General features: G+C 46.1%; 33 protein-coding genes and 1 other annotated feature. Of the genes, 22 read left to right on the plus strand and 11 right to left on the minus strand.

What is annotated here, in order from left to right; translation table 11 throughout:
• The coding region (locus tag H615_RS0101535) for an IS3 family transposase (protein WP_027953508.1) at positions 1-286 on the plus strand (286 nt) is incomplete at its 5' end.
• Between the two features lie 64 nt (positions 287-350).
• Here the strand turns inward: H615_RS0101535 and H615_RS0101540 are convergent.
• A complete protein-coding gene (locus H615_RS0101540) occupies positions 351-614 on the minus strand; it encodes a NifU N-terminal domain-containing protein (protein WP_027953509.1) in 264 nt (87 codons plus the stop codon).
• Between the two features lie 134 nt (positions 615-748).
• Here H615_RS0101540 and H615_RS0101545 point away from each other — a divergent pair, with 134 nt between their 5' ends.
• Positions 749-1,576 (plus strand): DUF2785 domain-containing protein, encoded by an 828-nt coding sequence (locus H615_RS0101545; protein WP_027953510.1) that lies wholly within the window; start codon positions 749-751, stop codon positions 1,574-1,576.
• A 15-nt stretch (positions 1,577-1,591) separates the two neighbouring features.
• A complete protein-coding gene (locus tag H615_RS0101550; RefSeq protein WP_027953511.1) occupies positions 1,592-2,017 on the plus strand; it encodes a hypothetical protein in 426 nt (141 codons plus the stop codon).
• On the opposite strand, the gene H615_RS20685 is transcribed toward H615_RS0101550, so the two are convergent.
• The 4 genes from H615_RS20685 to H615_RS0101580 form a co-directional block, all read right to left on the minus strand.
• Entirely contained in the window at positions 2,010-2,558 is a 549-nt protein-coding gene (locus H615_RS20685) for a DUF6944 family repetitive protein (protein ID WP_051254552.1), read from the minus strand. The genes H615_RS0101550 and H615_RS20685 overlap by 8 nt on opposite strands.
• An 802-nt stretch (positions 2,559-3,360) precedes the next feature.
• On the minus strand, positions 3,361-3,567 hold the full coding sequence (locus H615_RS0101570; RefSeq protein ID WP_027953513.1) for a DUF3813 family protein: 207 nt from the start codon (positions 3,565-3,567) through the stop codon (positions 3,361-3,363).
• A gap of 2 nt (positions 3,568-3,569) precedes the next feature.
• Positions 3,570-3,716 (minus strand): hypothetical protein, encoded by a 147-nt coding sequence (locus H615_RS22500; protein ID WP_169516175.1) that lies wholly within the window; start codon positions 3,714-3,716, stop codon positions 3,570-3,572.
• 96 nt (positions 3,717-3,812) lie between these two features.
• Entirely contained in the window at positions 3,813-4,631 is an 819-nt protein-coding gene (locus H615_RS0101580; protein ID WP_027953514.1) for a Cof-type HAD-IIB family hydrolase, read from the minus strand.
• Positions 4,632-4,810: 179 nt separating this feature from the next.
• Between H615_RS0101580 and H615_RS0101585 the strand changes: the two genes are divergently transcribed.
• The 5 genes from H615_RS0101585 to moaD all read left to right on the plus strand — a co-directional run bounded on the left by H615_RS0101585 (position 4,811) and on the right by moaD (position 7,294).
• Positions 4,811-5,575 carry an alpha/beta fold hydrolase gene (locus H615_RS0101585; RefSeq protein ID WP_027953515.1) on the plus strand — a complete coding sequence of 255 codons (765 nt, stop codon included), beginning with the start codon at positions 4,811-4,813 and terminating at the stop codon, positions 5,573-5,575.
• A gap of 103 nt (positions 5,576-5,678) precedes the next feature.
• Entirely contained in the window at positions 5,679-5,963 is a 285-nt protein-coding gene (locus tag H615_RS0101590; protein WP_035531397.1) for a metal-sulfur cluster assembly factor, read from the plus strand.
• Positions 5,964-6,082: 119 nt separating this feature from the next.
• The gene (gene mobB / locus H615_RS0101595) at positions 6,083-6,613 is read left to right on the plus strand and encodes a molybdopterin-guanine dinucleotide biosynthesis protein B (RefSeq protein WP_027953517.1); all 531 of its coding nucleotides are present in this window, start codon (positions 6,083-6,085) and stop codon (positions 6,611-6,613) included.
• A complete protein-coding gene (locus H615_RS0101600; RefSeq protein WP_027953518.1) occupies positions 6,603-7,064 on the plus strand; it encodes a molybdenum cofactor biosynthesis protein MoaE in 462 nt (153 codons plus the stop codon). Before mobB ends, H615_RS0101600 begins: the two co-directional genes overlap by 11 nt.
• A complete protein-coding gene (gene moaD / locus H615_RS0101605) occupies positions 7,061-7,294 on the plus strand; it encodes a molybdopterin converting factor subunit 1 (protein WP_027953519.1) in 234 nt (77 codons plus the stop codon). Before H615_RS0101600 ends, moaD begins: the two co-directional genes overlap by 4 nt.
• Positions 7,295-7,419: 125 nt before the next feature.
• On the opposite strand, the gene H615_RS0101610 is transcribed toward moaD, so the two are convergent.
• The gene (locus H615_RS0101610) at positions 7,420-8,232 is read right to left on the minus strand and encodes an undecaprenyl-diphosphate phosphatase (protein WP_027953520.1); all 813 of its coding nucleotides are present in this window, start codon (positions 8,230-8,232) and stop codon (positions 7,420-7,422) included.
• 146 nt (positions 8,233-8,378) lie between these two features.
• On the minus strand, positions 8,379-8,552 hold the full coding sequence (locus H615_RS21930) for a DUF2929 family protein (RefSeq protein WP_084162939.1): 174 nt from the start codon (positions 8,550-8,552) through the stop codon (positions 8,379-8,381).
• Positions 8,553-8,683: 131 nt separating this feature from the next.
• On the opposite strand from H615_RS21930, the gene H615_RS0101620 reads away from it, so the two are divergent.
• Positions 8,684-9,196, plus strand: a complete 513-nt coding sequence (locus tag H615_RS0101620) for a hypothetical protein (protein WP_027953521.1) — start codon at positions 8,684-8,686, stop codon at positions 9,194-9,196.
• An 88-nt stretch (positions 9,197-9,284) separates the two neighbouring features.
• Entirely contained in the window at positions 9,285-10,232 is a 948-nt protein-coding gene (locus H615_RS0101625) for a BMP family ABC transporter substrate-binding protein (RefSeq protein WP_027953522.1), read from the plus strand.
• A 41-nt stretch (positions 10,233-10,273) separates the two neighbouring features.
• Here H615_RS0101625 and H615_RS0101630 read toward each other — a convergent pair whose 3' ends face one another.
• Positions 10,274-10,459 carry a hypothetical protein gene (locus tag H615_RS0101630; RefSeq protein WP_027953523.1) on the minus strand — a complete coding sequence of 62 codons (186 nt, stop codon included), beginning with the start codon at positions 10,457-10,459 and terminating at the stop codon, positions 10,274-10,276.
• Positions 10,460-10,659: 200 nt separating this feature from the next.
• Here H615_RS0101630 and H615_RS0101640 point away from each other — a divergent pair, with 200 nt between their 5' ends.
• Both H615_RS0101640 and fabF read left to right on the plus strand, forming a co-directional pair.
• The gene (locus tag H615_RS0101640) at positions 10,660-11,598 is read left to right on the plus strand and encodes a beta-ketoacyl-ACP synthase III (protein WP_027953524.1); all 939 of its coding nucleotides are present in this window, start codon (positions 10,660-10,662) and stop codon (positions 11,596-11,598) included.
• 16 nt (positions 11,599-11,614) lie between these two features.
• A complete protein-coding gene (fabF, locus tag H615_RS0101645; protein ID WP_027953525.1) occupies positions 11,615-12,856 on the plus strand; it encodes a beta-ketoacyl-ACP synthase II in 1,242 nt (413 codons plus the stop codon).
• Positions 12,857-12,878: 22 nt separating this feature from the next.
• On the opposite strand, the gene H615_RS0101650 is transcribed toward fabF, so the two are convergent.
• A complete protein-coding gene (locus H615_RS0101650) occupies positions 12,879-13,889 on the minus strand; it encodes an LCP family protein (RefSeq protein WP_027953526.1) in 1,011 nt (336 codons plus the stop codon).
• Positions 13,890-14,046: 157 nt separating this feature from the next.
• On the opposite strand from H615_RS0101650, the gene H615_RS0101655 reads away from it, so the two are divergent.
• Positions 14,047-14,247 (plus strand): YuzI family membrane protein, encoded by a 201-nt coding sequence (locus H615_RS0101655; RefSeq protein ID WP_027953527.1) that lies wholly within the window; start codon positions 14,047-14,049, stop codon positions 14,245-14,247.
• A 90-nt stretch (positions 14,248-14,337) separates the two neighbouring features.
• Positions 14,338-15,099 carry a YjbA family protein gene (locus H615_RS0101660; protein ID WP_027953528.1) on the plus strand — a complete coding sequence of 254 codons (762 nt, stop codon included), beginning with the start codon at positions 14,338-14,340 and terminating at the stop codon, positions 15,097-15,099.
• A 27-nt stretch (positions 15,100-15,126) separates the two neighbouring features.
• Here the strand turns inward: H615_RS0101660 and trpS are convergent, their stop codons facing one another.
• Both trpS and H615_RS0101670 read right to left on the minus strand, forming a co-directional pair.
• Positions 15,127-16,128 (minus strand): tryptophan--tRNA ligase, encoded by a 1,002-nt coding sequence (gene trpS, locus H615_RS0101665; protein ID WP_035531126.1) that lies wholly within the window; start codon positions 16,126-16,128, stop codon positions 15,127-15,129.
• Positions 16,129-16,200: 72 nt separating this feature from the next.
• Positions 16,201-16,401, minus strand: a binding site (T-box leader).
• 57 nt (positions 16,402-16,458) lie between these two features.
• Positions 16,459-16,821 carry a DUF3899 domain-containing protein gene (locus tag H615_RS0101670; RefSeq protein ID WP_244877721.1) on the minus strand — a complete coding sequence of 121 codons (363 nt, stop codon included), beginning with the start codon at positions 16,819-16,821 and terminating at the stop codon, positions 16,459-16,461.
• Positions 16,822-17,238: 417 nt separating this feature from the next.
• Between H615_RS0101670 and H615_RS0101675 the strand changes: the two genes are divergently transcribed.
• The 8 genes from H615_RS0101675 to spxA all read left to right on the plus strand — a co-directional run bounded on the left by H615_RS0101675 (position 17,239) and on the right by spxA (position 26,035).
• Positions 17,239-18,921 carry a peptide ABC transporter substrate-binding protein gene (locus H615_RS0101675; RefSeq protein ID WP_027953531.1) on the plus strand — a complete coding sequence of 561 codons (1,683 nt, stop codon included), beginning with the start codon at positions 17,239-17,241 and terminating at the stop codon, positions 18,919-18,921.
• A gap of 172 nt (positions 18,922-19,093) precedes the next feature.
• The gene (opp3b, locus tag H615_RS0101680) at positions 19,094-20,020 is read left to right on the plus strand and encodes an oligopeptide ABC transporter permease (protein ID WP_027953532.1); all 927 of its coding nucleotides are present in this window, start codon (positions 19,094-19,096) and stop codon (positions 20,018-20,020) included.
• Between the two features lie 6 nt (positions 20,021-20,026).
• Positions 20,027-21,157: an oligopeptide ABC transporter permease gene (gene opp3C, locus H615_RS0101685; protein ID WP_027953533.1), complete on the plus strand. Its 1,131-nt coding sequence runs from the start codon at positions 20,027-20,029 to the stop codon at positions 21,155-21,157.
• A gap of 16 nt (positions 21,158-21,173) precedes the next feature.
• Positions 21,174-22,232 (plus strand): ABC transporter ATP-binding protein, encoded by a 1,059-nt coding sequence (locus H615_RS0101690; protein ID WP_027953534.1) that lies wholly within the window; start codon positions 21,174-21,176, stop codon positions 22,230-22,232.
• Positions 22,229-23,167, plus strand: a complete 939-nt coding sequence (locus tag H615_RS0101695) for an ABC transporter ATP-binding protein (protein ID WP_027953535.1) — start codon at positions 22,229-22,231, stop codon at positions 23,165-23,167. The genes H615_RS0101690 and H615_RS0101695 overlap by 4 nt, the downstream gene beginning before the upstream one ends.
• A 176-nt stretch (positions 23,168-23,343) precedes the next feature.
• On the plus strand, positions 23,344-24,558 hold the full coding sequence (locus tag H615_RS0101700) for a putative glycoside hydrolase (RefSeq protein WP_027953536.1): 1,215 nt from the start codon (positions 23,344-23,346) through the stop codon (positions 24,556-24,558).
• Between the two features lie 202 nt (positions 24,559-24,760).
• Complete coding sequence (locus tag H615_RS0101705) at positions 24,761-25,354, plus strand: GNAT family N-acetyltransferase (protein ID WP_027953537.1); 594 nt, start codon at positions 24,761-24,763, stop codon at positions 25,352-25,354.
• Between the two features lie 285 nt (positions 25,355-25,639).
• Positions 25,640-26,035, plus strand: a complete 396-nt coding sequence (gene spxA / locus H615_RS0101710; protein WP_027953538.1) for a transcriptional regulator SpxA — start codon at positions 25,640-25,642, stop codon at positions 26,033-26,035.
• Positions 26,036-26,092: the final 57 nt, after the last annotated feature.

Raw genomic sequence — 26,092 nt, forward strand, 5'->3', positions numbered from 1 at the left:
TTCAGATCAAGGCTTTCATTACACTCACCCTCATTTTCAATCTAGAGTGAAAAAAGCTGGCCTTCTCCAGTCGATGTCCCGCAGAGGAAACTGTTGGGATAACGCCCCAATGGAATCATTCTTTGGTCATTTGAAAGATATGGTGGATCATAAAGCATGTGAGAGCTTTAACCAACTAAAAGAAGAAGTGAACAACTATATAAGTAAATATAATAACGAGAGATATCAGTGGAAGTTAAATAAGATGACCCCGGTACAATACCGAGGCCATCTCTTAGCTGCCTAAGGCTCTTTTTATAAACTGTCCATATTATGGGGTACAGTTCAGTTCTAAACGGCAGGGCTGTTTTTTAATATCCGTATTCTTCCAGTGTGCTTTTCACTTTCGGTGTAAGTTCATCCCAGTCTCCCTGTGGAAGCTTGTTCACAGTGATGAAGTTTTGGAAGCCGAATACGTTATCGACACCGTCCAGCTCCATTAGATCGTTCATGATTTTGTGCTCACTTGTCTGCCCCGGCATCACGGACACACTGCCGTCTCCCTGAAAGATCATGGATTCCGTCGTGAACTTGCGTGCATTCGGATTGGGTGTTTCCTGTACTTGTATAGCCATATGATTATCCTCCTCTGTTCCATCTGCTCCTATTCTATCAAAAAAATCATGTAATCAAAACTCCTAAACGTTATCAGGCGTGGGATGGGAATATCTGTGGTACAATGAGAGCAATGTTTGAGGAGGTGTGGAAGATGGAAACGAAACTAATTGAAGTTCTGCAGCCGATTAAAGAAAACGATTATGCTCTTCCAGAGGGGCAGAACCTGCAGGAATTGACGACGATGATGCTTCAGAAAATCGGAACGGTACATCCTGAGTTGAGAGATAACCTGATCCACTCCATTTTTACAACGTTTATTGAGCGTGGTCATTATTCGAATGACCAGTTGAAAAATATACTTCAGTCCGTCTTAAATAAAAATTATTTGTTTTACAGAATCGGTACGTCCAAGCAGGAGGAAGATGCCGTATTTAAGCGGAGCTTTTCCGTTTTACTGATTCCGCCCATTATGCAGAAGCACAGGGAAGCTCCTTTCCTGAAGGAAGAGGATGTCCACCGGGTGTGGGAGCATTTGAAGAAATACATGCAGCAGGAAAAAGACCACAGAGGTTATGTGGAAGGGAAGGGATGGGCCCACGCCATGGCTCATGCGGCGGATGCGATTTACAGTACAGCCGCCTGTGAGGAAATTACCCGTGAGGAAATTCTCCATATGCTTCCCGTCATCCGGGAACAGTTTCTCATCGACCAGCCTTACCTTTTTGATGAAGAAGAAAGAATGGTCACCGCTGTATTGATGATGTTCCGCAAAATTGACCATGTGGAGCGGATGGAATGGCTGGAGACCCTCCTTTATATAAGAGACGGGTGGCAGGACCCTAAGGAAGACATCATTATCAACAACAGCAAACATTTTATGAGAGCGATGTATTTCCGTATGCTTGAAGGGGATTACCGGGAGCTTCGACAGGTTTTAGAAAATCTTCTGAGGGAACTTAGGAAGCAGGAAGCCTATTAAACCTGGAGGAAGCCTATGATTCGATGGGGACTGTTTATCGGAACGACATCTGGGATTGTCCTTGGCCTGTACATGTGGTTCGTCGAGAAGATTACGGGGGATAAAGTGTATACGCTGTTGATGAACGTAGACTTTATTCCGTGGTTCGGAAGTATTGACTGGCCGGTACTTATGGAGTGGTTTTTTCATATGATCATATCCTGGATCATCGGTCTGGTGTATGTGTGGCTGTTTATGTACCGGGTCAAAAATACGTCCCGGAACCATTGGCGGGCAGCGGCTCTTTTGACAGCGCCTGCCGCCTTAACTTATGTCCCGCTTACCATCCTTGCTCTTAAGGAAACACCACCGGTGACAGATGGATCCGCCGTTCTCTTCTGGCTGATCGGTCATGTCCTTTATGCCGTGACCTTGAAAAAATCCTATGATCGTTTTACGTAAAAGGCGGGGTCTTCCCCGTCTTTTTCTCGTGAATGCGATCCGCCTCAGCGGCCAGGGCGGACAAAACGGCTCCTCCGGCCTGGATCCAGCTGCCGATCAGGTTGAGGGAGGGGGCTTCCTCCCCGCGCCGTTCTTTTCCTGACCCGACGGCCTGCATGGAATTCCCGATGACTTCCATCAGCTGACCGTTCAAAGTATAGACGGAAAAACGACTGGCGGGGCCTTTCAAAGTTTCGGAAAAGGCGATGGTTCCGCCGAGTGCCTGTAAAAGATTTCCCTGGATGACCAGGGTCAGCTCCTCGTTTTCCGGCAGATCCGCGAGCAGGCTGTAGACGATGGCTGTATTTCCTGAGGCCTGGATCAAGCTTCCGGCTGTACGGAGTGTAAAGGTTCCGTCTTCATTGGCAGCAAGCCCGTTTCCGGATGCTTGAAGAACGTTACCGATGAGATCGAGGTCGTCATTATCAATGGTTATGCTGACAGCCGAGGCGATTGTCCCTGCAGCGGTCACCCATAAACCGAAAGTCTGATCCTGTTCCATTTCTCTCCGCCTCCTTACAGCTATTGTATACAGGTGGGGGAGGGGGGGTTTCAGGAAAAGCGCAGAAGTTTTTGGAACCCACTAAAAAGGACTGCCGGAATTCAATCCGGCAGTCCGAAGAAAAAGCCTGTGTTATCCAGTCAGAGTTCGCCGCATGTCGTGTTGAGGGGACACGTTCCGCTTATCGGTGGATGCTTGCCGCGGGCACGGCCTCAACTAACTTGGTCAAGAAAACCATTGGACCAAGTGGATCTTCGGCTCGCGCTGTTCCCGCAGGCGTCACCACCGAACGCTCCTCGTGCCGACGTTAGAATATAGAGGAGAGAGATTGTGCACTAAGCAGGTTCGCAGATTCAAGAAAACGCATGGGCTGCGCTATTACCGCTTTTGTGGAAAACAAAAAGGGAAAGAACAGGCGCTGATAGCGGCTGCCTGCCGGAAAATGAAAAAGATTGTCCTCCATCAAGCAAGGGTGAGCGGGGTGAAGGAGAGTCTTTTTCGATGTTAAAAAACGCCCAAGGAGCGGTGCCCCTTCCACTCCTGCGTAAGAACGAGTGGTCCGAGATCGCCGAGCGTGGGTTTTGCGAGGAAACTCGGGCGCTCGTCCACTCGTCCGCGGAAAGAGAAGGGGCTTTCGCTCCTGGGGGTAAGAAAGAAAAAAGCTTATAAAGAAACAGAGATTTCTCTACAAGCTGAGAAAAACACCCGCAGGACGGGTGTTTTTCTTTTTTATTAAATCATTAGGGGGGCACTTCTGATATACCCCGGACAGACGGAAATCAATCCGATCTGAATAAAAAATTTACTGCAGGTTGTTATGATGGGCTTCCATCTGCTGCTCCAACTGCTGTAGCTGTTGTTTCTCCTGTTGTGAACATTGGCTATAGGCAGATTGGATCGCTTGTCTGGCCGCCTCCATATCCTGCTGGCTCGTAGCATCATGTCTTCCGCCACGCTGGGTGAAACGGTTGACTGCATCGCGCGCATTTTCAAAAAGGTTTTTCTCCATGGTTAAAACCCTCCTACTGTATGCCGGTCGGTTTCCATTTGTTTACGATCTGCATCTGTCAGCCTTTGCGGCTCCATGATGCTTTCGTCAAATGTCTCCACTTCCACCCGGCTGTTGTCTTTGCGGCTGTCCTGCTTACGCTGCTCCATGACAAGACCCTCCTGTCATAAAAAAAGCCTGAACGCTTTCACGTTCAAGCTTAGTATGGCTGAGAGCAGTGGCTTTAACCGAGGAAACCATTTCCTTTAGATCGCACGTTTATTAAGGCTCAAATACTGATCAAGAAAAGCCCCGATGCCGTCTTCTTCGTTCGTGCCGGTGATGTGATTGGCGACGTCCTTCAATTCGTTGATCGCATTTCCCATAGCAACGCCTACTCCGGCATAGTCGATCATTTCAAGATCATTATCCTCATCACCAAAAGCGATAATCCGGTCCTGGGGGATGTGGAAATAACGGGAGATCTTATCCAGGCCGACCGCCTTGTTCAGCCCTGCCCTTACAATTTCGATTACGTGATAGGGAGCGCCCCATTTGCGGTGGTCGATCAGGGCAGCGTGTTCATCCAGTTGCGCGCGGATCGCTTTAATTTTTTCCTCCTCAGGATGAATGAGAATGGAAGTCGGATCATCTTTTAAGTTGGCCTGCAGACGCCCGACCGTAATCGGATCATTTTTCGTCTGGAAAATACTCATGATGTCCTCGTCATATTGGTCAAGGTATACTTGATCCTTTACTTCTGCCAGGATGTTTTTGACGCCCAGTTCCTGGCAGGTATGAATGATTTTATGCGCGGTGCGGATCCCTAAAGGAGAGTGGATCGCATCCCAGCGGTGATCGGAAGGATGATGAATCAGTGCCCCGTTGAAATTGACCATCGGTGTTTCCAGTCCAAGCTCATGATAATAATCAATGCTTGCTCTGTGTGGACGGCCTGTAGCGATGACAACGATGTGTCCCTGATCCATAGCCTTTTGGACGATCCCCTTCGTTTTTTCACTGATTTTTTTCTCATCAGTCAATAGGGTACCGTCTAAATCCAATGCAATTAAATGCTGTTCCATACTATTCACCTCATTTTGTATGTATAGTTTATCGGTCAGGTCATGGATTGTAAAGAATATCCTCCTTGATGACCTAACACTTTCCAATCAAGAACCGCAGTGTTACGATAAATTATAGACCGTTTTTATTAAACATGCCTTAAGGCCAAGTAAAGATTATCAGAAAGGAACCAGCCGCAATGATAGGGATATACCGTAATTCATACAAAAACGTACCAGCACTTACCATTGTAGATACAGAAAAACAGGACCAGCCGCTCCCTGTATTCATTTATTTTCACGGCTTTACAAGTGCGAAGGAGCACAATCTTCCACAGGCTTATATGCTCGCGCAGAAGGGCTACCGTGTAGTTCTGCCGGACAGCGCCTTTCACGGAGAGAGGGAAGAGGATCTTTCAAAAAAGGAACTCGATATGAAGTTCTGGGACATCGTTTATCAAAACCTGAAAGATCTGCAGGATCTAAAGGATGAACTTGACCGCCTTGATCTGATCCTTGACCGTCGTATCGGCGTAGGAGGCACATCCATGGGTGGAATCACGACAAGTGCAGCTTTGACGATGTATCCATGGATCCAGGCGTCAGCGGTCATGATGGGGTCGCCGAAAATTGTGGACTTTGCAGAGCGCACCATCAAAGGAGCTGAAAAGGCAGGTCTTCATGTGCCGCTCAGTCAGGAGGATCTGGATGAGATGTATGATTCCCTGGCAGGCATCGACCTCTCCAGACAGATGGACAAACTGTTTGGACGGCCCTTGTTCTTCTGGCACGGAGATGCCGATCCAGTCGTACCGTTTGAGCATTCGTACGACTTCTATAACGAAGCGATCAAACAGTATAAAAATCCAGAAAACATCCGTTTCTTGAGGGAAGTGGGACGGGACCATAAAGTAAGCCGGTTCGGAATGGTTGAAATGGTAAATTGGCTGGAACTTGTGCTGTAACAGCGGGATTATTTTATTATCTCCAATATTTTGTTTATAATAGAGTTTGAAATACTGTGAAGGGGGAAGTAAATTGAGTACAACTGCATTGGAAGAAAACGCAATGGGCGCCCTTGAGAATGTCATTGACCCGGAACTCGGCATTGATATTGTCAACCTCGGTCTTGTCTATGGTGTTGATATAGAAGACAACGGAGACACAAAGGTGACAATGACCTTGACCGCCATGGGCTGCCCGCTCGCAGGACACATTGAGCAGGACGTTAAGCGCGCACTTGCTGATCTGCCTGAATTGAATGAGATTACCGTAAACATTGTTTGGAATCCACCTTGGACGAAGGACCGCATGAGCCGTTATGCGAAAATCGCTCTTGGAATTCCGGATTGATGAAAGGTGAGCCCCCTGCCGTATGAAATGCGGCAGGGGTTTTTACATAAGTAAAGCATTTGGATTGGGATAAGGAAGCTTGCAGTGCCTGCTCGTGAATACGAGAGGGAGGGAACGATATGAAAGAAGCGCCGGTTTTCCAAATCGTCGGGTATAAAAACAGCGGAAAAACATCCCTGCTCTCCGACTTGATTGCTTTTGGAGCAGAGCGGGAAGAAAAAGTAGCCGCAATCAAACGTCATACCCATGAAGAACCATTGAAGGTGATGCATCATGAAACAGACAGCTACCGCCTTCATGAGGCGGGTTCCTTTATGACAGGGGTCGACAGTCCCGGCCGTTTTCAGCTTGAGCTGTCCCATCAAGAGGACTATACGCTCGACAAGCTTATTTTTTTATACCGCCAGTTTGATCCCGATTTAATTGCTGTAGAAGGGTATAAGAACGAAGCCTACCCGAAAGCTGTCATCATCAAAAGGGAAGAAGATCTGGAACTGCTCGATCAACTGCACAATATCCAGCTGGTCATTACATGGAATGAAGCGATGACCGCGGGCGTTCCTTTTCCAGTGGTTGCACTGAAAGACTGGAGAAAGCGTCTGTCGAAGGTCTATCGTCTGGCGAAAGGGGAGGAGAGCCGTGAACGGTAAACAAGTATGGGTGACCGAAGAACCTTTGTCTCCCGGCGAGATTATTTCCAGGGTGACGCGTAGGGATGCAGGGGCAATCAACACGTTCATTGGTACGGTACGTGAGTTTACAAAAGGAAAAAAAACACTCTATTTACACTATGAGGCTTACCCAGCCATGGCAGAAAAGAAGCTTCAACAGATTGCAGACGAGATAGAGAAGCAGTGGCCGGGCACAACAACGGTGATGGCCCACCGTACCGGCCGCCTTGATATTACGGATATCGCTGTTGTGATTGCTGTTTCCACCCCGCACAGGGACGCGTCCTATGCGGCAAGCCGGTATGCCATCGAACGGATTAAGGAAATTGTCCCGATTTGGAAGAAAGAACACTGGGAAGATGGCGAAGAGTGGATCGGGAATCAGAAGGAAACAAAACCTGGAGTGCCGACGAAGGAGGAAAGCCGATGAATCAGCTGTTGTTTTTTGCCGGATTGAAAGAAGCTGCCGGTACGGAAAACGTTAACATGGATCTTGCCGGATTGACGGTGGAGGAAGTGAAAAAGAAGGTCTTTGAAGTCTACCCAAGTGAACAGCTTCAAACAAGTATGGTCGCGGTCAATGAAGAGTTTGCCGGTCAGGAACATAAAATTGAAGAAGGCGACACGATTGCCTTTCTTCCTCCGGTAAGCGGCGGCTGAAATAAGAAGGGATTCCCGCCCTTCCATATTGAGGTGAGTGGAAAGAGCGGGCTCTTGAACAGCCACCGGATTTTTCTGCAAAATAAAGAGGCGTTTCACACCTGTGTGAAACGCCTCTTTTACACTTATAAGAATAAAACGACAAGTCCGCCGACGATGAAGCAGTAGAAAGCGAAGTATTTTAAGTTTCCCCGCTCCATAATGTTCATGAACCAGCGAAGAGAGTAATAGGAAGCGACTACCGAGCCGGCAAAGGCGAGAACATAGGCAATCCACGTACCTGTAGAACCGCCGGCATCCGCAATGACATCCTCTACCGAAAGCAGCATCGTCCCTAGACTGACAGGGATGAACAGAAGAAAAGAAAAGCGCAGCGCGGTTTCCTGCTTCATGCCAAGGAACATAGCCGCAACAATGGTCGCTCCTGATCGGCTGATGCCTGGGATCAAGGCAACCGCCTGTCCGATACCAACGATGAGCGCATCCTTCCACGTCATCTGCCCGTCACCTTTTCTGCCCTTCATGTTACGGATCAGCCATAAGGCGATTCCTGTAATGATCAGTGTGATTCCAACGGTCTGAACACTGGATAAGGTTTCAATCGCATCCCCGAGTAAAACGCCGAGAACACCTGCAGGAATTGTTCCGATAAACAAGTACAGGATGAAATCAAAATCATCTTTCTGCCTGCTGTCCCTCGTCATGATATAGCCGATGCCGTTTCTGATCAAACGGATCAGATCTTCTCTGTATATGATCAGGACGGCGACAAGAGAGCCGAAGTTTACGAGCACCTCAAAGGTGAGCCCCTTCAGGTTTAAGCCGAGCAGCTCCTGTACGATAACGAGGTGTCCGCTTGATGAAATCGGGATGGGTTCGGTAAACCCCTGGAATATCCCGAGAAATAAGTATTTAATAATCAGCCATATTTCTTCCATGTTTTTCTCCTCCTACACCTAGATCAACCATAGCTTTATCCACTATATCGTTGATTGATTTTTATGTACAATCGGTCTATTTATTCATATCTTCAGCTATTCAGACACATAAAAACGCTGCCATCCGAAGATAGCAGCGTTTTGGCTCAAGCTTCGTCCTTGATCAGACCGTCCCCAAGTACAACAGCGGCTAATGTGAAAAGAATGGTCATCACAATCACCTGACTGAAAGCGAAACTGCCTCCGGCCATGTTGCTGATCACATACGCTGACATAAAACTTAATACAAAAGCCCATAGAATTGTCCATATCATCCGCATCGTTACTCACCTCATTTACGCAATCTATTTCTATAGTAGCAGAATGTCGAAAAAAAAGAAATATGAAATCGCTTCATGAAAAGACATCAGGTGGAATAGGATGTAGGAAGATAAAGAAGGAGTGATTTTCTATGCTTGTAACCGTCCAGCCGTGTTTTCACTGGATTGGATTTCATATCACATCCTATCTTCTTCAGGAAGGCGTGGAAGTGATCGGGGTCGATCCTATTGAAACGAATCAGAGTGATTTCTTATATATGTATGTCGGCCGCAACAGTAATTTTCAACACTTTTTCCAAAAGGAAGATAAGGAAAACCACGTGCAGGGGACAGAGAGGGAAGCCTCTGTGGAATATGTCGATCATCACCTCCTTGTCCGGAAAAACGGGGAAACGCTCTGGGTGAAACTTCCCGCCCTGTACGGTGAATGGATGGACCTTCAGCGGTTTGGTATTCAAGATAAGGACCAGCTGAAATCATGGATTAAGAAAAAAGAAGCGGTGTATATCGGAGACTTTCTGAACGACTTACTTAAGAGCCTTTTACACAATCAGTCTTTTCAGCTTTCCAGCCATGTCGAAGATGAGGAATTAATGGAACAGCGGATCGAAGCCGTCTTCCACAGCCAGCAGCTCCTTTGTTGACCCCCTTCCCTCCCAGCATAGCGTTCTCTTTGAAAAAGATGTAGAATAAAGGGATAGACTAGCCGCAGGGGTTTAGGAGTGCATACCGTTGAAAAATCAAGTCATCATGATTCTGCTTCTGATTCTTTTTCTAGCTGGCTGCCAATGGTTCCCTGGATATGAAAAGGACGCCGATGTCGGCCTTCTCGTGGAAACTTCGATTGACGATCAATCCTGGGGACAGCAGGGGTACCAGGGGCTGAAGGCGATTCAGGAAGAGTATGGGGTGGATATCTATTATAAAGAAGAAATCCGCAGCTACCAGCAATCGGCGGAAGCCGTGGAAGAGCTTGTTCAGCAGGGAGCCGAGGTGATTTTCGGACACAGCAATATCTATGGAAATTACTTCCGTGAGCTGCATCAAGCGTATCCTGATATTGATTTCATATACTTTAACGGTCAGTTTGCCGCTGAAAATGTAACAAGCCTGAACTTTGAGGCGCGGGCAATGGGTTTTTTCGGGGGCATGGTCGCCGGTGAAATGACGAAGGCGGATCAGGTTGGTTTGATTGGTGCCTTTGAATGGCAGCCCGAGGTGGAAGGGTTTTATGAGGGTGTGAAGTATCAGAATCCAGAGGCAGACGTCGATGTGGCTCTTTTGAACAGCTGGGAAAACACAGAACTTGCTCTTATGCAGTATGAAAGAATGAAGGACAAGGGTGCTGACGTTTTTTACCCGGCGGGTGATTTGTTTGCGGTGCCCATTATCGAACAGGCGAGGGAAGATGGGCATCTTGCAGTCGGTTACTTGGAAGACCAGTCCTCCATCGCTGCTCAAACGGTTCTGACGAGCACGGTTCAAAACGTTGATGAAGTATACAAATTGGCTATGGAACGTTATATCAATGGAGACCTTCCTGGAGAAGCACTGACCTTTGATTTCAGCGAAGGAGCGATTACGATGGGGGAATTCAGTCCTGTCGTTCCGGAAGAATTCCAGGAGAATCTGGAAGCGGAAGTGGAAAACTATAAGGAAACGGGCACGCTTCCGCAGTGAAAAAAGACTTTGAGGCTTCTGCCTTCAAAGTCTTTTTTTGTTCATTTCTTAAATTTATCCATAAACGGCTTCATCATCGGAGAAATGGATTTCCATGTTTTCGAAGCTTCCTGAAATAAGTCGGGGAACCGGAGGGAAGATTCCTTTTCTTTTTCCTGCTCTTCACGGTCATCGTCTTTTTTGAACCCCCAGAAATCATCAAAGGGGGAGGAATTGCGCTTGGCCATCAATGATACACCTCCTTATTTCTACAATATGAACAAAAGCCCCGGCCATGTGGGCGGCTTTTTTATAGAAATGGAAGGCACCGCATTTTTTTGAACGGGGAGGAGATGGCGGCGTGCTTGCAGAAATGTTCTGTATGAATTAGAATTAGTACCAAGTCATAAGAATTGATATTAGATATTACCTTTAAGGGGATGAACATATGAAGGCAGGATTCTTAGGAATAGGACACTACACGCCTGAAAAAGTATTGACCAACAAAGATATGGAGAAAATAGTAGATACAAGTGATGAATGGATCCGGACGCGGACAGGAATTGAAGAGCGCCGGATCGCCTCCGATGATATGGACACTTCTGACCTTGCTGTCCGCGCCTCTCAGGAAGCTTTGAAGGATGCCGGTCTGGACATTCAGGACATCGATATGATTCTTGTAGCGACTGTCACTCCGGATACGCCTTTCCCTTCGGTCGCAACCGTACTTCAGGAAAAGCTGGGAGCAAGAAAAGTGGCCGCTATGGACTTGAGTGCCGCCTGTGCAGGATTCATGTACGGGGTGATAACAGCGAAACAATTTATTGAGTCAAACGCCTATCAGAATGTACTCGTTGTCGGTGTTGAGAAACTGTCTAAAATTACGGACTGGAGCGATCGTAATACGTGTGTTCTCTTCGGAGATGGCGCGGGTGCAGCTGTTATCGGTCCTGTCAGTGATGACAAAGGTATCCTTTCCTTCGAACTTGGATCTGACGGATCAGGCGGTAAGCACCTATACCAGAAACCTGAGGAAAAGCTGCAAATGAATGGTCGTGAAGTATTCAAGTTCGCGGTCCGTCAAATGCCGGAATCATCCGTGAACGTAGTTAAAAAGATCGGCTTAAGTGAGCAGGATGTCGATTACCTGGTGCCTCACCAAGCCAACATTCGTATTATGGAAGCGGCCCGCCAGCGTCTTGGAATTCCGGAAGAGAAAATGTCTACAGCCGTTAAACGGTACGGAAATACCTCTTCTGCTTCTATTCCAATCGCTTTGTCAGAGGACGTGAAGGCAGGTAAAATTAAAGATAATGATCTAGTAGTTCTTGTCGGATTCGGCGGCGGTCTCACATGGGGTGCCGTAGCTCTTCGATGGGGTAAGTAACCAAGGAGGAATTTTCATGGATAAACAACGTGTCGTCATTACTGGAATGGGAGCCGTAACTCCTGTCGGTAATACAGTGGAAGAAATGTGGAACAGTATTAAAAACGGCGTGTCCGGTATCGGAGAAATCACAAAAGTGAATAAAGACGATTACCCGGTGCATGTCGCTGCGGAATTGAAGGATTTCGACCCTTCCAAGTGGGTGGATCGTAAAGATGCACGCCGTATGGATCCATTTGTCCAATACGCCATGGCTGCTTCTCATATGGCCGTTGAAGATGCCGGCCTTGAAATTACAGAAGATATTGCGCCGCGTACCGGAGTATGGATCGGATCAGGAATCGGAGGCATGGGAACGTATGAGTCCCAGTTTGAGACCTTCCAGGAGAAAGGATACCGTCGTGTCAGCCCATTCTTCATCCCGATGATGATTCCGGATATGGCTGCAGGACAGGTGTCGATTTCTCTCGGTGCGAAAGGAATCAACTCCTGTACAGTAACGGCCTGTTCTTCAGGTGCCAACTCGATTGGAGATGCCTACAAGGTTATCCAGCGTGGAGACGCGGACATTATGATTGCGGGTGGTACGGAAGCACCGATGAACAAAATGTCCTTCGCAGGGTTCGCATCCGCCCGTGCGCTTTCCTTGAATGAAGATCCAAAGACTGCGAGCCGTCCGTTTGACCAGAACCGTGATGGTTTTGTTATGGGTGAAGGTGCAGGGATTCTCATTCTTGAGACGCTCGAATCTGCGAAAAAACGCGGAGCGAAAATCTACGGTGAAATCACAGGTTACGGATCGACAGGAGATGCGTATCACATTACTTCTCCAGCCCCGGAAGGCGAAGGAGCATCAAGAGCTATGCTTCAAGCCATCGATGATGCCGGCCTGAAACCAGAGAATATCGATTATTTGAACGCTCATGGAACATCTACAGAGCTGAATGATAAATTTGAAACCCATGCGGCGAAGACTGTATTCCAGGATTATGCCGGAAAACTGGCGATTTCTTCTACAAAATCGATGACTGGTCACCTGCTGGGAGCTGCCGGTGCGGTTGAGGCGGTTATTTCATTGAAAGCGATCAATGATGGCATACTGCCTCCAACGATTAATTATGAAACACCGGATCCGGAATGTGATCTGGATTATGTACCGAACGAAGCCCGTCACCAGGACGTGAACACAGTGATGAGTAATTCCCTCGGTTTCGGTGGACACAACGTCAGTCTGATCTTCCAAAAATATCAGGATTAATAGAAAAGAGTCCGGTGTGTCGTTATGACACATCGGACTCTTTTTCTTCTTCGAAAAATTGTTCCAACGTCTGAGCGGTCTCTACAAAATCATGATTCAGCACGAGGCCGACCGGATAGTCCTTCCGTTCATTCCAAACGTTATCATTAGTCGGAACACTCATCATGTCGATGCTCCCGGAAGATTGGAAAAGAATATCCTTCCCGGCATTAAGAATGCTTGTACCACTTAGATTGGTGTCGATGTAGGGCTGAATGGAGCCGACGAGGCGGGGAGCTTTCAAAACACCCTGCACAGACAGCAGTTCGTCCTTCAAAATTTGAATCACCTTCTGCTGGCGGTCCACTCTGCCAAAGTCTCCCGAAGCATCACTACGGAAGCGGACATAACCAAGCAGTTCATCTCCGGATAGAGTCTGGTTTCCCTGCTTGAGGTCAATATTGGTTGAGCCGTCCCCGGACGTATACTGCATATCTTTCTCTACGTCGATTTCTACTCCGTCAGGGGAGAGGGTGTCCACAATTTCGGTAAAACCGTTAAAGTCTATGATCGAATAGTACTCAGCTTCAACACCGAAGTTTTCAGCGATCGTTTCACGGAGGAGTTCAGGTCCGCCGATGGCAAAAGCTGCATTCAATTTGTTTTTGCCGTGACCTGGAATGTCCACATACATATCTCTCATTAATGAAACGATCTTCGTACTCTGCGTCTTTTTATCATACTGAGCCAGCATCATCGTATCCGTTCGGGACACTTCTGAACCTCTCTGGTCAATACCGAGAAGGAGGACCATCATTTGGTCATCCCCATTATCGACTCCTTTAAATTCATCCTTATAGAGGCTTTCCGTCGTTTCTGAGAAGGCATTCTCGGCCGATGCGGTCTGGTTATTGAGAGAACGGTGCTTGCCGGCTAAAAATTCGTAAGCGGTATAACTGCTGAAGGCCAGCAATATAAAAGCGAACAGGGCGATTATCCCCTTGCGTCTGCGGCGTTTATTCCGTCTTTTCCGCAAGGAACGGGAATTACTCAAACCTCATCATCCTTTCAAAGTAGAAACGTACCTGATAAATAATGTACCTGTTAATGGAAGAGTTGTAAAGACTGGGATTTCTCAGTATTTCCGCGCATTTCCAGAAGATTTTCTTCATAAGATAGCTGTAGGAGGACGAGCCGGGAGGAGGCTGCCTGTGTGGTATTGGTTATTGCTGTTAACCGGTTTCGGATTTGCTGTGGCTGGAGGGACGATCACAATCACCTATTTGAACTTTGTTCCCGCAGGTCTCAGCTGGATTGAATTTTTCCTGCTGATCCGGGCCCGCCTGGAATGTTACTTGTTTCCTCTTGGGATTCTACTCATAACAACGGCCCTGATTTTAATGGATGATTAATTTTCTAAAATATGGATTGAAAGAATAAAAAAGCCAGTAATGGTCATAATGTAACCAAAAGAGATCACTGATTGAAAGTGAGGGTCCGTAATGTTATACATGCATGATCTATGGGTGAACTGGTTTGAAGGTGAAGAGAACGGGTACAACGTGTGCCGTTTCCATGAGTGGAGGAAAGAAGACGGCATCGAATTGATCGATCAGATTCCACTTTTGTTTGTGAATGATGAGCTGTTTCATTTTATTGAAAACGACCTTCAGGATCTGCCGCCGGCACTGCTTCAGGATATCCATGGGAAGACGTATATGAAAAAGAACCAGGAGCGGCAGACCGTGGAGTATGCTGCGGTTGTGACGAATGGTAAGGATGTTGTCGTTTTTGACACCATCGGCTATACCCTCCCGGTCAAGAAGAGCCGTCTGATTCCAAGGCAGGAACGTCTTGTTTTTGAAATGGTTCAAGGGAAAACGCCGGAATCCTATTATATGGATAAAAACATTTTGAAAGAGCATCATATTTTATCCCTTGATCCCCGGAAAATGGCCGGCTTAACCCGCAGGGAACGGCAGTTAAAGCAGCTGCTTATGATGGCACTTGATCAGCTGAAGAATTCGGACCATCCTGAGGAAGTACGCTACTGGCTCACAGAATGGGATCCGGGTCAATATGCGTCCATCAAGCAGTTCAGTGTACAGGAAGCCTGGGACCGTTTGTATAAAGGGACATGCAGCGGGTGGTCAATGGTTCATGAAGAATTATGTAAGAAGATGGTTAAAGGACAACCATTCTTTGAAACCATCTGGCAGGGAGAGAATGAACGCGTTTCCCAACATATGAACAGCCGGAATTGAGAAGACTCAATTCCGGCTGTTTTTGATTTATTTCTTTTTCACTCTTCCAAGGCCCATGGCTTTTTTCGCTTTCCGGATCATCTTCCCGGCTTCATAAGAGGCTTTTTCAGCACCTTGATCAAGAATATCATCCAGCTCTTCCGAATCAATCAGGCTTTCATAGCGGTCTTGAATCGGTTTGAGAACGGCAATGACTGCTTCCGCCACTCCCTGCTTGAAGTCGCCGTATCCTTTTCCTTCATATTTCTTTTCCAAATCGCTGATGGAAACACCACTGCAGGCAGATTCAATGGTAAGCAGGTTGGAAACCCCTGGTTTGTTTTCCTTATCGTATTTCACAATTCCGTCCGAATCGGTCACTGCGCTTTTCACTTTCTTCAAGATTTTTTTCTCGTCATCCAGCATTGAAATGAAGCCCTTCTGGTTCTCATCGGATTTACTCATTTTTTTCGTTGGGTCCTGCAGGGACATAATCCGGGCTCCTGCTTTAGGAATGCGCACTTCCGGAATCGTGAAAATGTCATTGAATTTGTTGTTGAAGCGCTGGGCCAGGTTTCGTGTCAGCTCCAAGTGCTGTTTCTGGTCATCGCCAACGGGCACTACATCCGTTTTATAAAGAAGGATGTCAGCAGCCATCAATGGAGGGTACGTCAAGAGACCGGCAGAAACGCCGTCCTTACCACCGGAAGCGGACTTATCCTTAAACTGCGTCATTCTTTCGAGTTCTCCGATATAACTGATGCTCTGGAGCATCCACCCCAGCTGAGTGTGTGCAGGGACTTCAGACTGGATGAACAAGGTTGCTTTGTTCGGATCAATGCCTGAAGCCAGATACAAAGCAGCGAGAGAACGGATGTTCTTTCTAAGCTCCAAACGATCCTGAGGAACGGTAATTGAATGCATATCTACTATACAGAAATAGCAGTTGTTCTCATCCTGAAGCTCTGTAAAGTGTTTCATAGCCCCGATATAGTTACCGAGCGTCAATGTTCCACTCGGCTGAATACCGGAAAAAATCGTTTTTGTCATTTTTTTCACCTCTGGTTTAGTTTATAAGTAAGAAAAGCAGGGATATAAAAAAGCCATTCATCCCTTCCATATGGAAGGGACGAATGACCGTGGTGCCACCCTTATTACTTTCATTTAAACAAACGAAAGTCTCTCGAATCGTTAACGCCGATGCTACGTCTATCAGAAGCTCCGAAGACCCAATTCCCGTTCATGCCCTCAGCTGTTCACAGCAGCCACAGCCTCTCTGGAGAGGGGAGATGAACCGTACTTAATCTTCTTCCCAGCTTTTCATCTTATAGTTTGAAGTAATTTTGTATTATAGCGTACCACGGGTATTTCCGCAAGTATCTATAGAAGATAGTAAATGAGAAGTAAAATCAGTAAACCCATCATTAAGACGAAACCATGGAATAAGAAGAAGCGCGGCCAGGAGCCGCTGATTGTCTTAGAAGGAAGGGGCTTATCCTGCCAGTCGTCCATATAATCCCCGTTTTTACTCATTCTATTGGTGAAGCGCCGGAACCCGTAGGTAATTCCATCAAAAAAACCTCCGCGGGTCACCCACGCCATCAACCCGATCCCTAAATAGAAGAAGGACAGGTAAAAGAGCTGGTTAATGTAATGATTAAGATCGTATACAGGGGCGAGGATGATGAATAATAAAGTAGCGACCGCCAGATTAATACCGGTCATCATCCATTTATTTCTCATGATGCTCACAAGGTCTCCACCTTTCTGACAAACTCACCCATCATTATAGCATGGAGAGCAAGTATGAAGGCAGAGTAAAGTTGTTAATTAAACAGAATATTTAATAAACATAAAATAATGTATAAAACATACATATGCTTTAGCGTAGGACTGCGCTAAACAACACATGCTTATCAAAGAGCCCCTTTTTTTATACAGAAAGGCTAATATTTACTAGAGTTTATTCCAAACTCTTTGTAAAATAAACTAGGTATTTAGTCTTATTTTGTGTTAATGAAACGTAATAATGATGGGAATTTGGGAATTTTCATTAAAAAAAGGTAATGCAAAATAGTTAGAAAACTTGTATAATTCGATATGTGGACAAAATACCACAAATAATTTCTTGAAAATTTTTAGGGGAGGTCATTTTCAAAGATGAAAAAGACAAATTGGCTGCTGCTGGTCCTGGCACTGGCACTAAGCATGTTCCTCGCAGCATGTTCCGGCGGATCGGACGAGTCGTCTGATTCTGCAGACAGCGGGGACTCATCAGACACAGAAGGTTCTTCTGAAGCTTCAGGGGAACAAGTACTTAGCTTGATGGATACAGCGGATATTCCAACAATGGATGCATCGCTTGCAACAGACGCTGTTGCGTTCCAATGGCTGGGATCTACGACAGACGGTCTTTACCGCCTGGGCGAGAATGGTCAACCCGAGCCGGGTATTGCAAAAGAACACGAAGTAAGTGAAGACGGTTTGACTTGGACATTCACTCTTCGTGAAGACGCTGTTTGGTCAAACGGCGATCCTGTAACTGCCAACGATTTCGTGTACGCGTGGCAGCGTGCTGTAAACCCTGATACAGGATCTGAATACGGTCCATATATGATGGGTGGAGTAATTGCTAATGCAACAGCTGTAGCTGACGGAGAAGTTCCTCCGGAAGAGCTAGGCGTTAAAGCTGTAGATGACTACACATTTGAAGTTACACTTGAAAAGCCGATTCCATACTTTGAGTCAATGACGACGTTCGGCACGTTCCTTCCAATGAACGAGAAGTTCGTTGAGGACAAAGGCGAACAGTACGCGCTTGAATCCGAAAACCTTCTTTCCAACGGACCATTTGTAATGACGGAATGGAGTCACGGGGAAGGCTGGAAGCTTGAAAAGAATGAAGACTACTGGGATGCAGAAAATGTGCAGCTTGAAGAAATCAATGTAAAAGTTGTTAAAGAAACAGCTACAGGGGTAAACTTGTATGATACAGGTGAAGTTGACCGCGTTAACTTGACTTCTGAATTTGTTGATCAATACCGTACTTCTGATGAATTCAGTGTGAAGGAAGAGCCTACTCTTTTCTACCTGAAGATGAATCAGGAAAGCGATATGCTGAGCAACGTTAAAGCACGTCAAGCGGTTCAGATGGTCATCGACCGTCAAAGCATGATTGACGTTATCTTGAATAACGGTTCTGTTCCAGCAGGCGGCGATGTTCCTGGAAACTTCGCGAAACACCCTGAAACAGAAGAAGATTTCCGTGAAATCAACGGTGAGCTTGTAGAAACGAACGTTGAAGAAGCGAAGAAACTTTGGAACGAAGCGAAAGAAGAAGAAGGTATGGATTCTGTAGAGCTTGAATACCTTGGCGGTGACACAGAAACGGCCCTTGAAATGGACGCATACCTGAAAGATCAGCTTGAACAGCTTGAAGGACTGACAGTTAAAGTAACGTCTGTACCATTTAAAGAGCGTATCGAGCGCGACAAGAACATGGAATATGACTTCCAGAATGCTGGATGGGGTCCGGACTACATTGACCCGAACACATTCCTGAACATGTGGGTGACAGATGGTGGTAACAACCATACTGGCTACTCCAGTGAAGCTTACGACGGCATGATTGAAAAAGCGAATAACGAACTTGCACAAGAACCAGTTGAGCGCTTCGAAACTTTCCTAGAAGCAGAAAAACTGTTGATTCAAGAGGATGCTGTACTGGCTCCACTTTATCAGCGTGCACAGGCTCAGCTTTGGAAGCCGTATGTTAAAGGTGTCATGGCTCAGCCAATGGGTCCTGACTACACGTACAAATATGCTTATATTGAAGGTAAATAATTGAGGAATTCCAACCACATATAGGCTTGCTTAATAGGGAAGAGAGTATATGTCCAACGAGTTGGCGTATGCTCTCTTTTTCCCTGTCAACCTATTATTCTGATTATAAACAACTTTCAGTTAATTCTGGCAATGAGAATAGACTGTGGTTTATCTAATGGAGGTGTTCAATATGACTCGTTATATTATTCAACGGCTTATTTACTTGGTTATAACGATGATCTTAATTGCTACCTTAACGTTCTTCCTGATGAAGTTTTTACCAGGTACTCCCCTAAGTGCTGCAGATAAATTATCAGAAGAACAACAACAGGTAGTTTTGGAAAAGTATGGCCTGGATGATCCAGTGCCAATTCAGTATTTTAATTATATGGTTAATCTTGTACAGGGAGATCTGGGTATTTCCTTCCAGTTCGATAACCGTGAAGTTTCAACGATCATTATGGAAAGAATCGGCCCGTCGATGCAGCTTGGTGTGCAGGCGATGGTAATTGGAGTCATTCTGGGAATGCTTTTAGGTTTGGTTTCTGCAATCTACCATAACGGATTTATGGATTACACTTCCACCTTTTTAGCTGTGCTGGGTCAGTCCATTCCGTCCTTTGTATTCGCAGGACTTCTACAATTTTATATTGGCGTTAAGTTCGGCTGGTTTCCAGTTGCCTTGTGGGAAGGCTGGGAGTATACCGTTCTACCAACAGCTTCGTTGGCCATCTTCCCAATTGCAATTGCCGCCCGCTTTATGAGAACAGAAATGCTTGAGGTAATGGGTTCCGATTATATCGTGACTGCCCGTGCCAAAGGGGTCAATAAAGTCGGTGTCGTTTTCAAGCACGGTCTTCGTAACGCTTTGATCCCGTTGATTACGGTTTTAGGCCCTTTGGCGATCAGCTTGATGACAGGTTCTTTGGTTATTGAGAACATCTTCGCCGTACCTGGAATCGGTGAACAGTTTGTAAAAGCGATTAATGTGAATGATTACCCAATCATTATGGGTACAACATTGCTGCTATCTTTCATGTTCATCATCATCATCCTGGTCATCGACCTGCTTTATGGAGTCATTGATCCTAGAATCCGACTGGCAGAAGGAGAGTAGTCATTTATGGAAAACCATAAACCAAATAAAGATTTATTTGTTCCTGTGGATACCACAGATACTGAAAGTGAAAAGATTACCCGGCCGAGCCTGTCGTTCTGGCAGGATTCCTTTATCCGCCTTCGTAAAAACGTGGGAGCGATGATTGGCCTTGCTGTGCTGGTTATTTTAGCCCTGCTTGCAATTTTCGGACCGTACTTGAATGATTACGGTGTATACGAACAGGACCTTTCCCGTTCTAAAATGCCTCCGAAGGTAGAGGGGCTTGGATGGCTGGGGATGGATGGTACGCTGTCCGACGTCCAATCAGCCGCTACGCTTGAGCAGGCAGAATCCAAAGCGTTGATGCGCTTTAACAACCAGGAAGATTTCATTGAAACAGAAGTTGTTAACGACGGAAGCAACGGTGAGCCCGCACAGGTAAGGGCGACGTATGATGTTTATGCAGCGAAAGACATTCAGGAAAACTACTGGTTTGGGACAGACGGTCTCGGTCGTGACCAGTGGACACGTACGTGGATGGGAACGCGTGTATCCTTGTACATTGCTTTCCTTGCTGCAGCGATTGATATGCTGATTGGTGTTGCCTACGGTGGTATTTCAGCTTATTACGGCGGCCGTGTGGATAACGTCATGCAGCGGATTATTGAAATTCTCGTAGGTATTCCAAACCTTGTTCTTGTTATCCTGATGATCTTGATTTTAGAACCGGGGATCCTATCGATTACGATTGCCCTTGCGATAGCCGGATGGATATCGATGGCCCGGATTGTCCGTGGACAAATATTGAAATTGAAAAACCAGGAATTCGTGCTTGCTTCACGCACACTCGGTGCTAAAGACAGCCGGATTCTTCAAAGGCACTTGATTCCAAACGTCCTAGGGTTGATCATCATTAACACGATGTTCTCGATCCCGTCAGCGATTTTCTTTGAAGCCTTCTTAAGCTTCATCGGCTTAGGACTGCCGACACCGATGGCTTCATTGGGTACGTTAATCAATGCCGGTTTCCAGTCGCTGCAGATTTATCCGCACATCTTGTTGTTCCCGGCAGTTGTCATTTCCTTAATTATGATTGCCTTTAACGTCTTAGCGGACGGTCTGCGTGATGCGTTTGATCCGAAGATGCGTGAATAGGAGGTAGGTGTAACCAATGGAAAAATTATTAGAAGTAAAAGATTTGCATGTATCCTTTGACACCTACGGCGGTGAAGTAAAAGCTGTACGTGGGGTTAATTTCGATTTGAATAAAGGGGAAACCTTGGCGATTGTGGGAGAATCGGGTTCTGGAAAATCCGTTACGACCAAAGCGCTGATGCAGCTGATTCCAATGCCTCCAGGGCGCATTAAGCAGGGGGAAATCCTTTTTGAAGGACGCGACCTTGCTAAAATGTCGGATAAGCAGATGCAGAAAATCCGCGGGAAGGAAATCTCCATGATCTTTCAGGATCCGATGACTTCCCTGAACCCTACCATGAAGGTTGGAAACCAGATCATGGAAGGATTGATCAAACACCAGAAAATGAGCAAGCCGCAGGCACGTAAACGTGTCGTTGAGCTTCTTGAACTTGTTGGAATTGCAGACGCAGAAAACCGGATGAAGCAGTATCCTCACCAGTTCTCAGGTGGAATGAGGCAGCGTGTGGTTGTAGCGATCGCTCTTGCGTGTAATCCTAAATTATTGATTGCCGATGAGCCGACCACAGCTCTTGATGTAACGATCCAGGCGCAGATTCTTGAATTGATGAAGGATATTCAGAAGAAGACGGATTCAGCTACCATTTTCATTACCCACGATCTCGGTGTTGTAGCCAACGTAGCGGACCGTGTGGCGGTTATGTACGCTGGTAAAATTGTAGAAGTCGGAACGGTGGATGATATTTTTTATAACCCGAAACACCCTTATACATGGGGGCTTCTAGGGTCTATGCCGTCTCTCGATAGTGAAGATGAAGAGCTTTATGCCATTCCAGGTTCTCCACCGGACTTGTTGAATCCTCCGAAAGGGGACGCATTCGCAGCCCGGAATGAATATGCGATGAAAATTGATTTGGAACAGGAGCCGCCAATGTTTAAGGTAAGCGATACGCACTACGCTGCCACGTGGCTGCTTCATGAAAATGCTCCGGATATCGACCCTCCAGCTGCAGTGAAGAAACGCATGGAAGGCATGGCGAAAACATCCGGCGGTTCGGAAGGTGAACAACGATGAGTAAGGAAAAATTAGTAGAAATTAAAAATTTGAAGCAGCACTTTAAAACTGGAAGACACAGTGTTGTAAAAGCTGTGGACGGCTTGAATTTCGATATTTACAAGGGTGAAACCTTCGGCCTTGTAGGAGAGTCGGGCTGTGGGAAATCTACAACCGGCCGGACTATCATCCGTTTGTACGATGCTACCGATGGTGAGGTTCTCTACAACGGCGAAAACGTGCATGGGAAAAAATCCCGTGACCAGTTGAAGAAATTCAACAGGGAAATGCAGATGATTTTCCAGGATCCTTATGCATCCTTGAACCCACGTATGAAGGTCGAGGATATTATCGCAGAGGGCATGGACATCCACGGTCTTTCAAAAGATTCGAATGCAAGAAAAGAGAGGGTTCATGAGCTGCTTGAAACGGTCGGTTTAAATAAGGAACACGCCAACCGTTATCCTCACGAATTCAGTGGCGGACAGCGCCAGCGTATCGGGATTGCCCGGGCGCTGGCTGTGGATCCTTCCTTTATCATTGCGGACGAGCCGATTTCCGCCCTGGACGTTTCCATTCAGGCCCAGGTGGTCAACCTTTTGAAGAAACTGCAGAATGAGAACGGACTGACGTATTTATTCATCGCCCACGACCTGTCCATGGTGAAATACATCAGTGATCGTATCGGTGTGATGTACTTTGGTAAGATGGTGGAACTTGCAGATGCAGAAGAACTGTATAAGCACCCGATCCATCCGTATACACAGTCTCTTCTTTCCGCCATCCCGCTTCCTGATCCGGATTATGAACGTTCCCGTGAACGTTTCACATATGATCCGAGTCAGCATGATACAAGTGAGGAACCGGAATTCCGTGAAGTACGTCCGGGACATTTTGTCCTTTGTACAACGAAGGAATTTGAGCAGTACCAAAGAGAGCATGGTACGGGTAGATAAGAAAGAGAAAGAAGACTCTGTCTCCATAGGCAGAGTCTTTTTCATGCGTGTTTACGCATATAGGAAAAAGGGAGCAATCTTCCAAATTTTTCAGGAAAGTTCATATCATTATTGTTATAATGAAGCTTCCTCTTTTATAATGAATAAGAGACATAATAGGATAGGAGTAGGATGAAATGGGGAAAAGAAGTCTCTGGACCATGATTTTCACAGGTATACTTCTTGTGGGCATGATGATTCCAGTACATAATGCAGAAGCAGCAGATGGAAAAGATGCCGGTACGCTTACGAAAAAGCAGATTGGCTTAAAGGAGCTGGCTGTTCCAAGTCCGGCCGCAAGGTTTACATACAACTCCGGTTTAAGCTTTGAATATCCGGATGCGGTTCGTGGCATTTACGTTACGGGTCCTTCCGCGGGCGGTGCTAAGATGGCAGAGTTGACGCAGCTGGTGGAAGACACGGAACTGAATGCAATGGTCATCGATATCAAAGAGGATAATGGAAACATCACGTTCCAGCCTGAAGAAGGCTCGCCATACGCTGATGTGGCTGAATCTTTTATTGATGATCCTGTGCAGATGCTGAAGGAACTTGAGGAAAAAGGCATTTATCCGATTGCCCGTGTCGTTGTGTTCAAAGACAGTATGCTGGCGGAGAAACGTCCTGATCTGTCCTTTACACAAAATGGTCAGGTGTGGAAAAACGGCAAAGGAGAAGCGTTTGTGAACCCATTTATGGAAGAAGTATGGGAATATAACGTAGAGCTGGCTAAAAAAGCAGCAGAGATGGGCTTTGAAGAGATCCAATATGATTACGTCCGTTTCCCTGAAGGTTTTGGAAGCCGGGATGACCAGCTGGATTACGGGCAGGGGAAATATGCGGATATGGATCTGGATAACGTGCAGAAGCGTGTTCAGGCTGTCACCGACTTTGTAGAATTCGCCCGTGGAGAGCTGGAATATTACGGTGTCGATGTGTCTGTGGATATATTTGGATATTCAGCCACCATCGAAGAAGCTCCAAACATCGGACAGAACTTCTCAAAAATATCTTCCAACGTCGATGTTATTTCATCGATGATCTACCCAAGTCACTGGGGTCCGTACTTTGGTATATCCAAACCGGATGCTGAACCGTATAAGTTGATTAATGAATACGCCAAAGTGGAGAATGAAGTTCTCGGTAAGCTGGATCCAGCTCCGACCTCCCGTCCATGGCTTCAGGATTTTGAAGCCCCTTGGTTGTATTCCGGACCGACGAAACAGTATGGCAAAGCTGAAGTAGAGGCACAGATCAGAGCCTTGAATGAAAACGGCATTGATGAGTTCCTTCTATGGAATGCGGGGAATAACTATACGAAAGGTGTCGACTACACACCGATGAATGAATAAAAAAGACCGGGGTCTCCCCAGTCTTTTTTATTTAAGCAGCAGAAGGCGGCCTGCATTTTCAAGGTTAGTGGCCGTGAACGCCGGGAATAACGTAAGTAATGAAAGTAAAGCCTAAGTGCACCAATGGTTGTACAGCGGGGCATTTAACAAGGTTGGGAATTTTCGCTATAATGAAAGGGACTAATGATAAGGGAGTAGATCAATGAATTGGTATGAAAAGCTGAACGAATATTTCCCGGTTGAGGAAATGAAGTCAAAAGAACACATGGAAGCTTTATTAAAGGAAAAAAGCGATGTCTACTATAAAGATGAGGGGGAATACCATGTCCTGATGTATGCTGAATTCGACAGCTTTCTTTTCATCGATTATGTATACGTTTCCACCGCTGCGCGGGGGCAGGGACTCGGTCATAAGCTCATTGAAAAGATGAAGGCCAAAGGTAAACCCATCATCCTTGAAGTAGAACCTGTGGATTATGAAGACTCTGATACGGAGGCGCGTCTCCGCTTTTATCAAAGGGAAGGTTTTACACATGCCCAATCCATTGGATATACCCGCCGTTCTGTTGTAACGAATGAAATGAACAGTATGGAGATTTTATACTGGTCACCGGATGATGCATCGGAAGAGCAGATTTTCGAGCAGATGAAGAAAATGTACACAGAAATCCATACGTATAAGGATGAACAATTTTATGGAAAGTCGTATCAGCCGGTAGAGGAAGTGCTGACCCACGACGAGAAAAGGGACACCGAGGATATTTTGGACGAACTCGGGAAAACCCGTCAGACATAAGGGAAATACCCGCTGGATTACCGGCGGGTATTTTCAATGACTGCATAGTAGTTGATAAACTAGACGGAAAGAAAAAATGCCGAAATGATGTTTAACCTCTATGTACAAGTGGTATAAGGGTATAAGAACCAGAAAATGATTGCTTTTTCATAACATATGTTCGTATAGATATAGAAAAAACTTGACAACTGTGTTATAGTAGAACCATAGTACAGATTGTACTGATTATAAAAAAAGAAGCAATTGAATCTCTACCATAAAATATTTGAGGAGTGAAGTTTCTGTATGGTTACACTTTATACCTCACCAAGTTGTACATCATGTCGAAAGGCGAAAGCTTGGTTGGAAGAGCATAACATCCCTTATACGGAACGAAATATCTTTTCTGAGCCGCTTACATTGGATGAAATCAAGGAAATCCTCCGTATGACTGAGGATGGAACGGAAGAAATCATCTCTACGCGCTCTAAAGTTTTCCAGAAGTTGAAAGTTGATTTCGATCAGCTCCCAATGCAGGATCTGTTTGATTTGATCCAGGAAAACCCGGGATTACTGCGCCGCCCGATCATCATTGATGATAAGCGTCTGCAGGTCGGTTATAACGAGGACGAAATCCGTCGTTTCCTTCCGCGCAGTGTGCGTACATTCCAGTTGAAAGAAGCTCAACGTCTCGTTAATTAATACAAAATAAAAACTGCGACAGCCTAAGCTGCCGCAGTTTTTATTTTAGGCTTGAAT

The sequence above is a fragment of the Halobacillus kuroshimensis DSM 18393 genome, from assembly GCF_000425705.1.
Classification (GTDB): Bacteria; Bacillota; Bacilli; order Bacillales; family Halobacillaceae; genus Halobacillus; species Halobacillus kuroshimensis.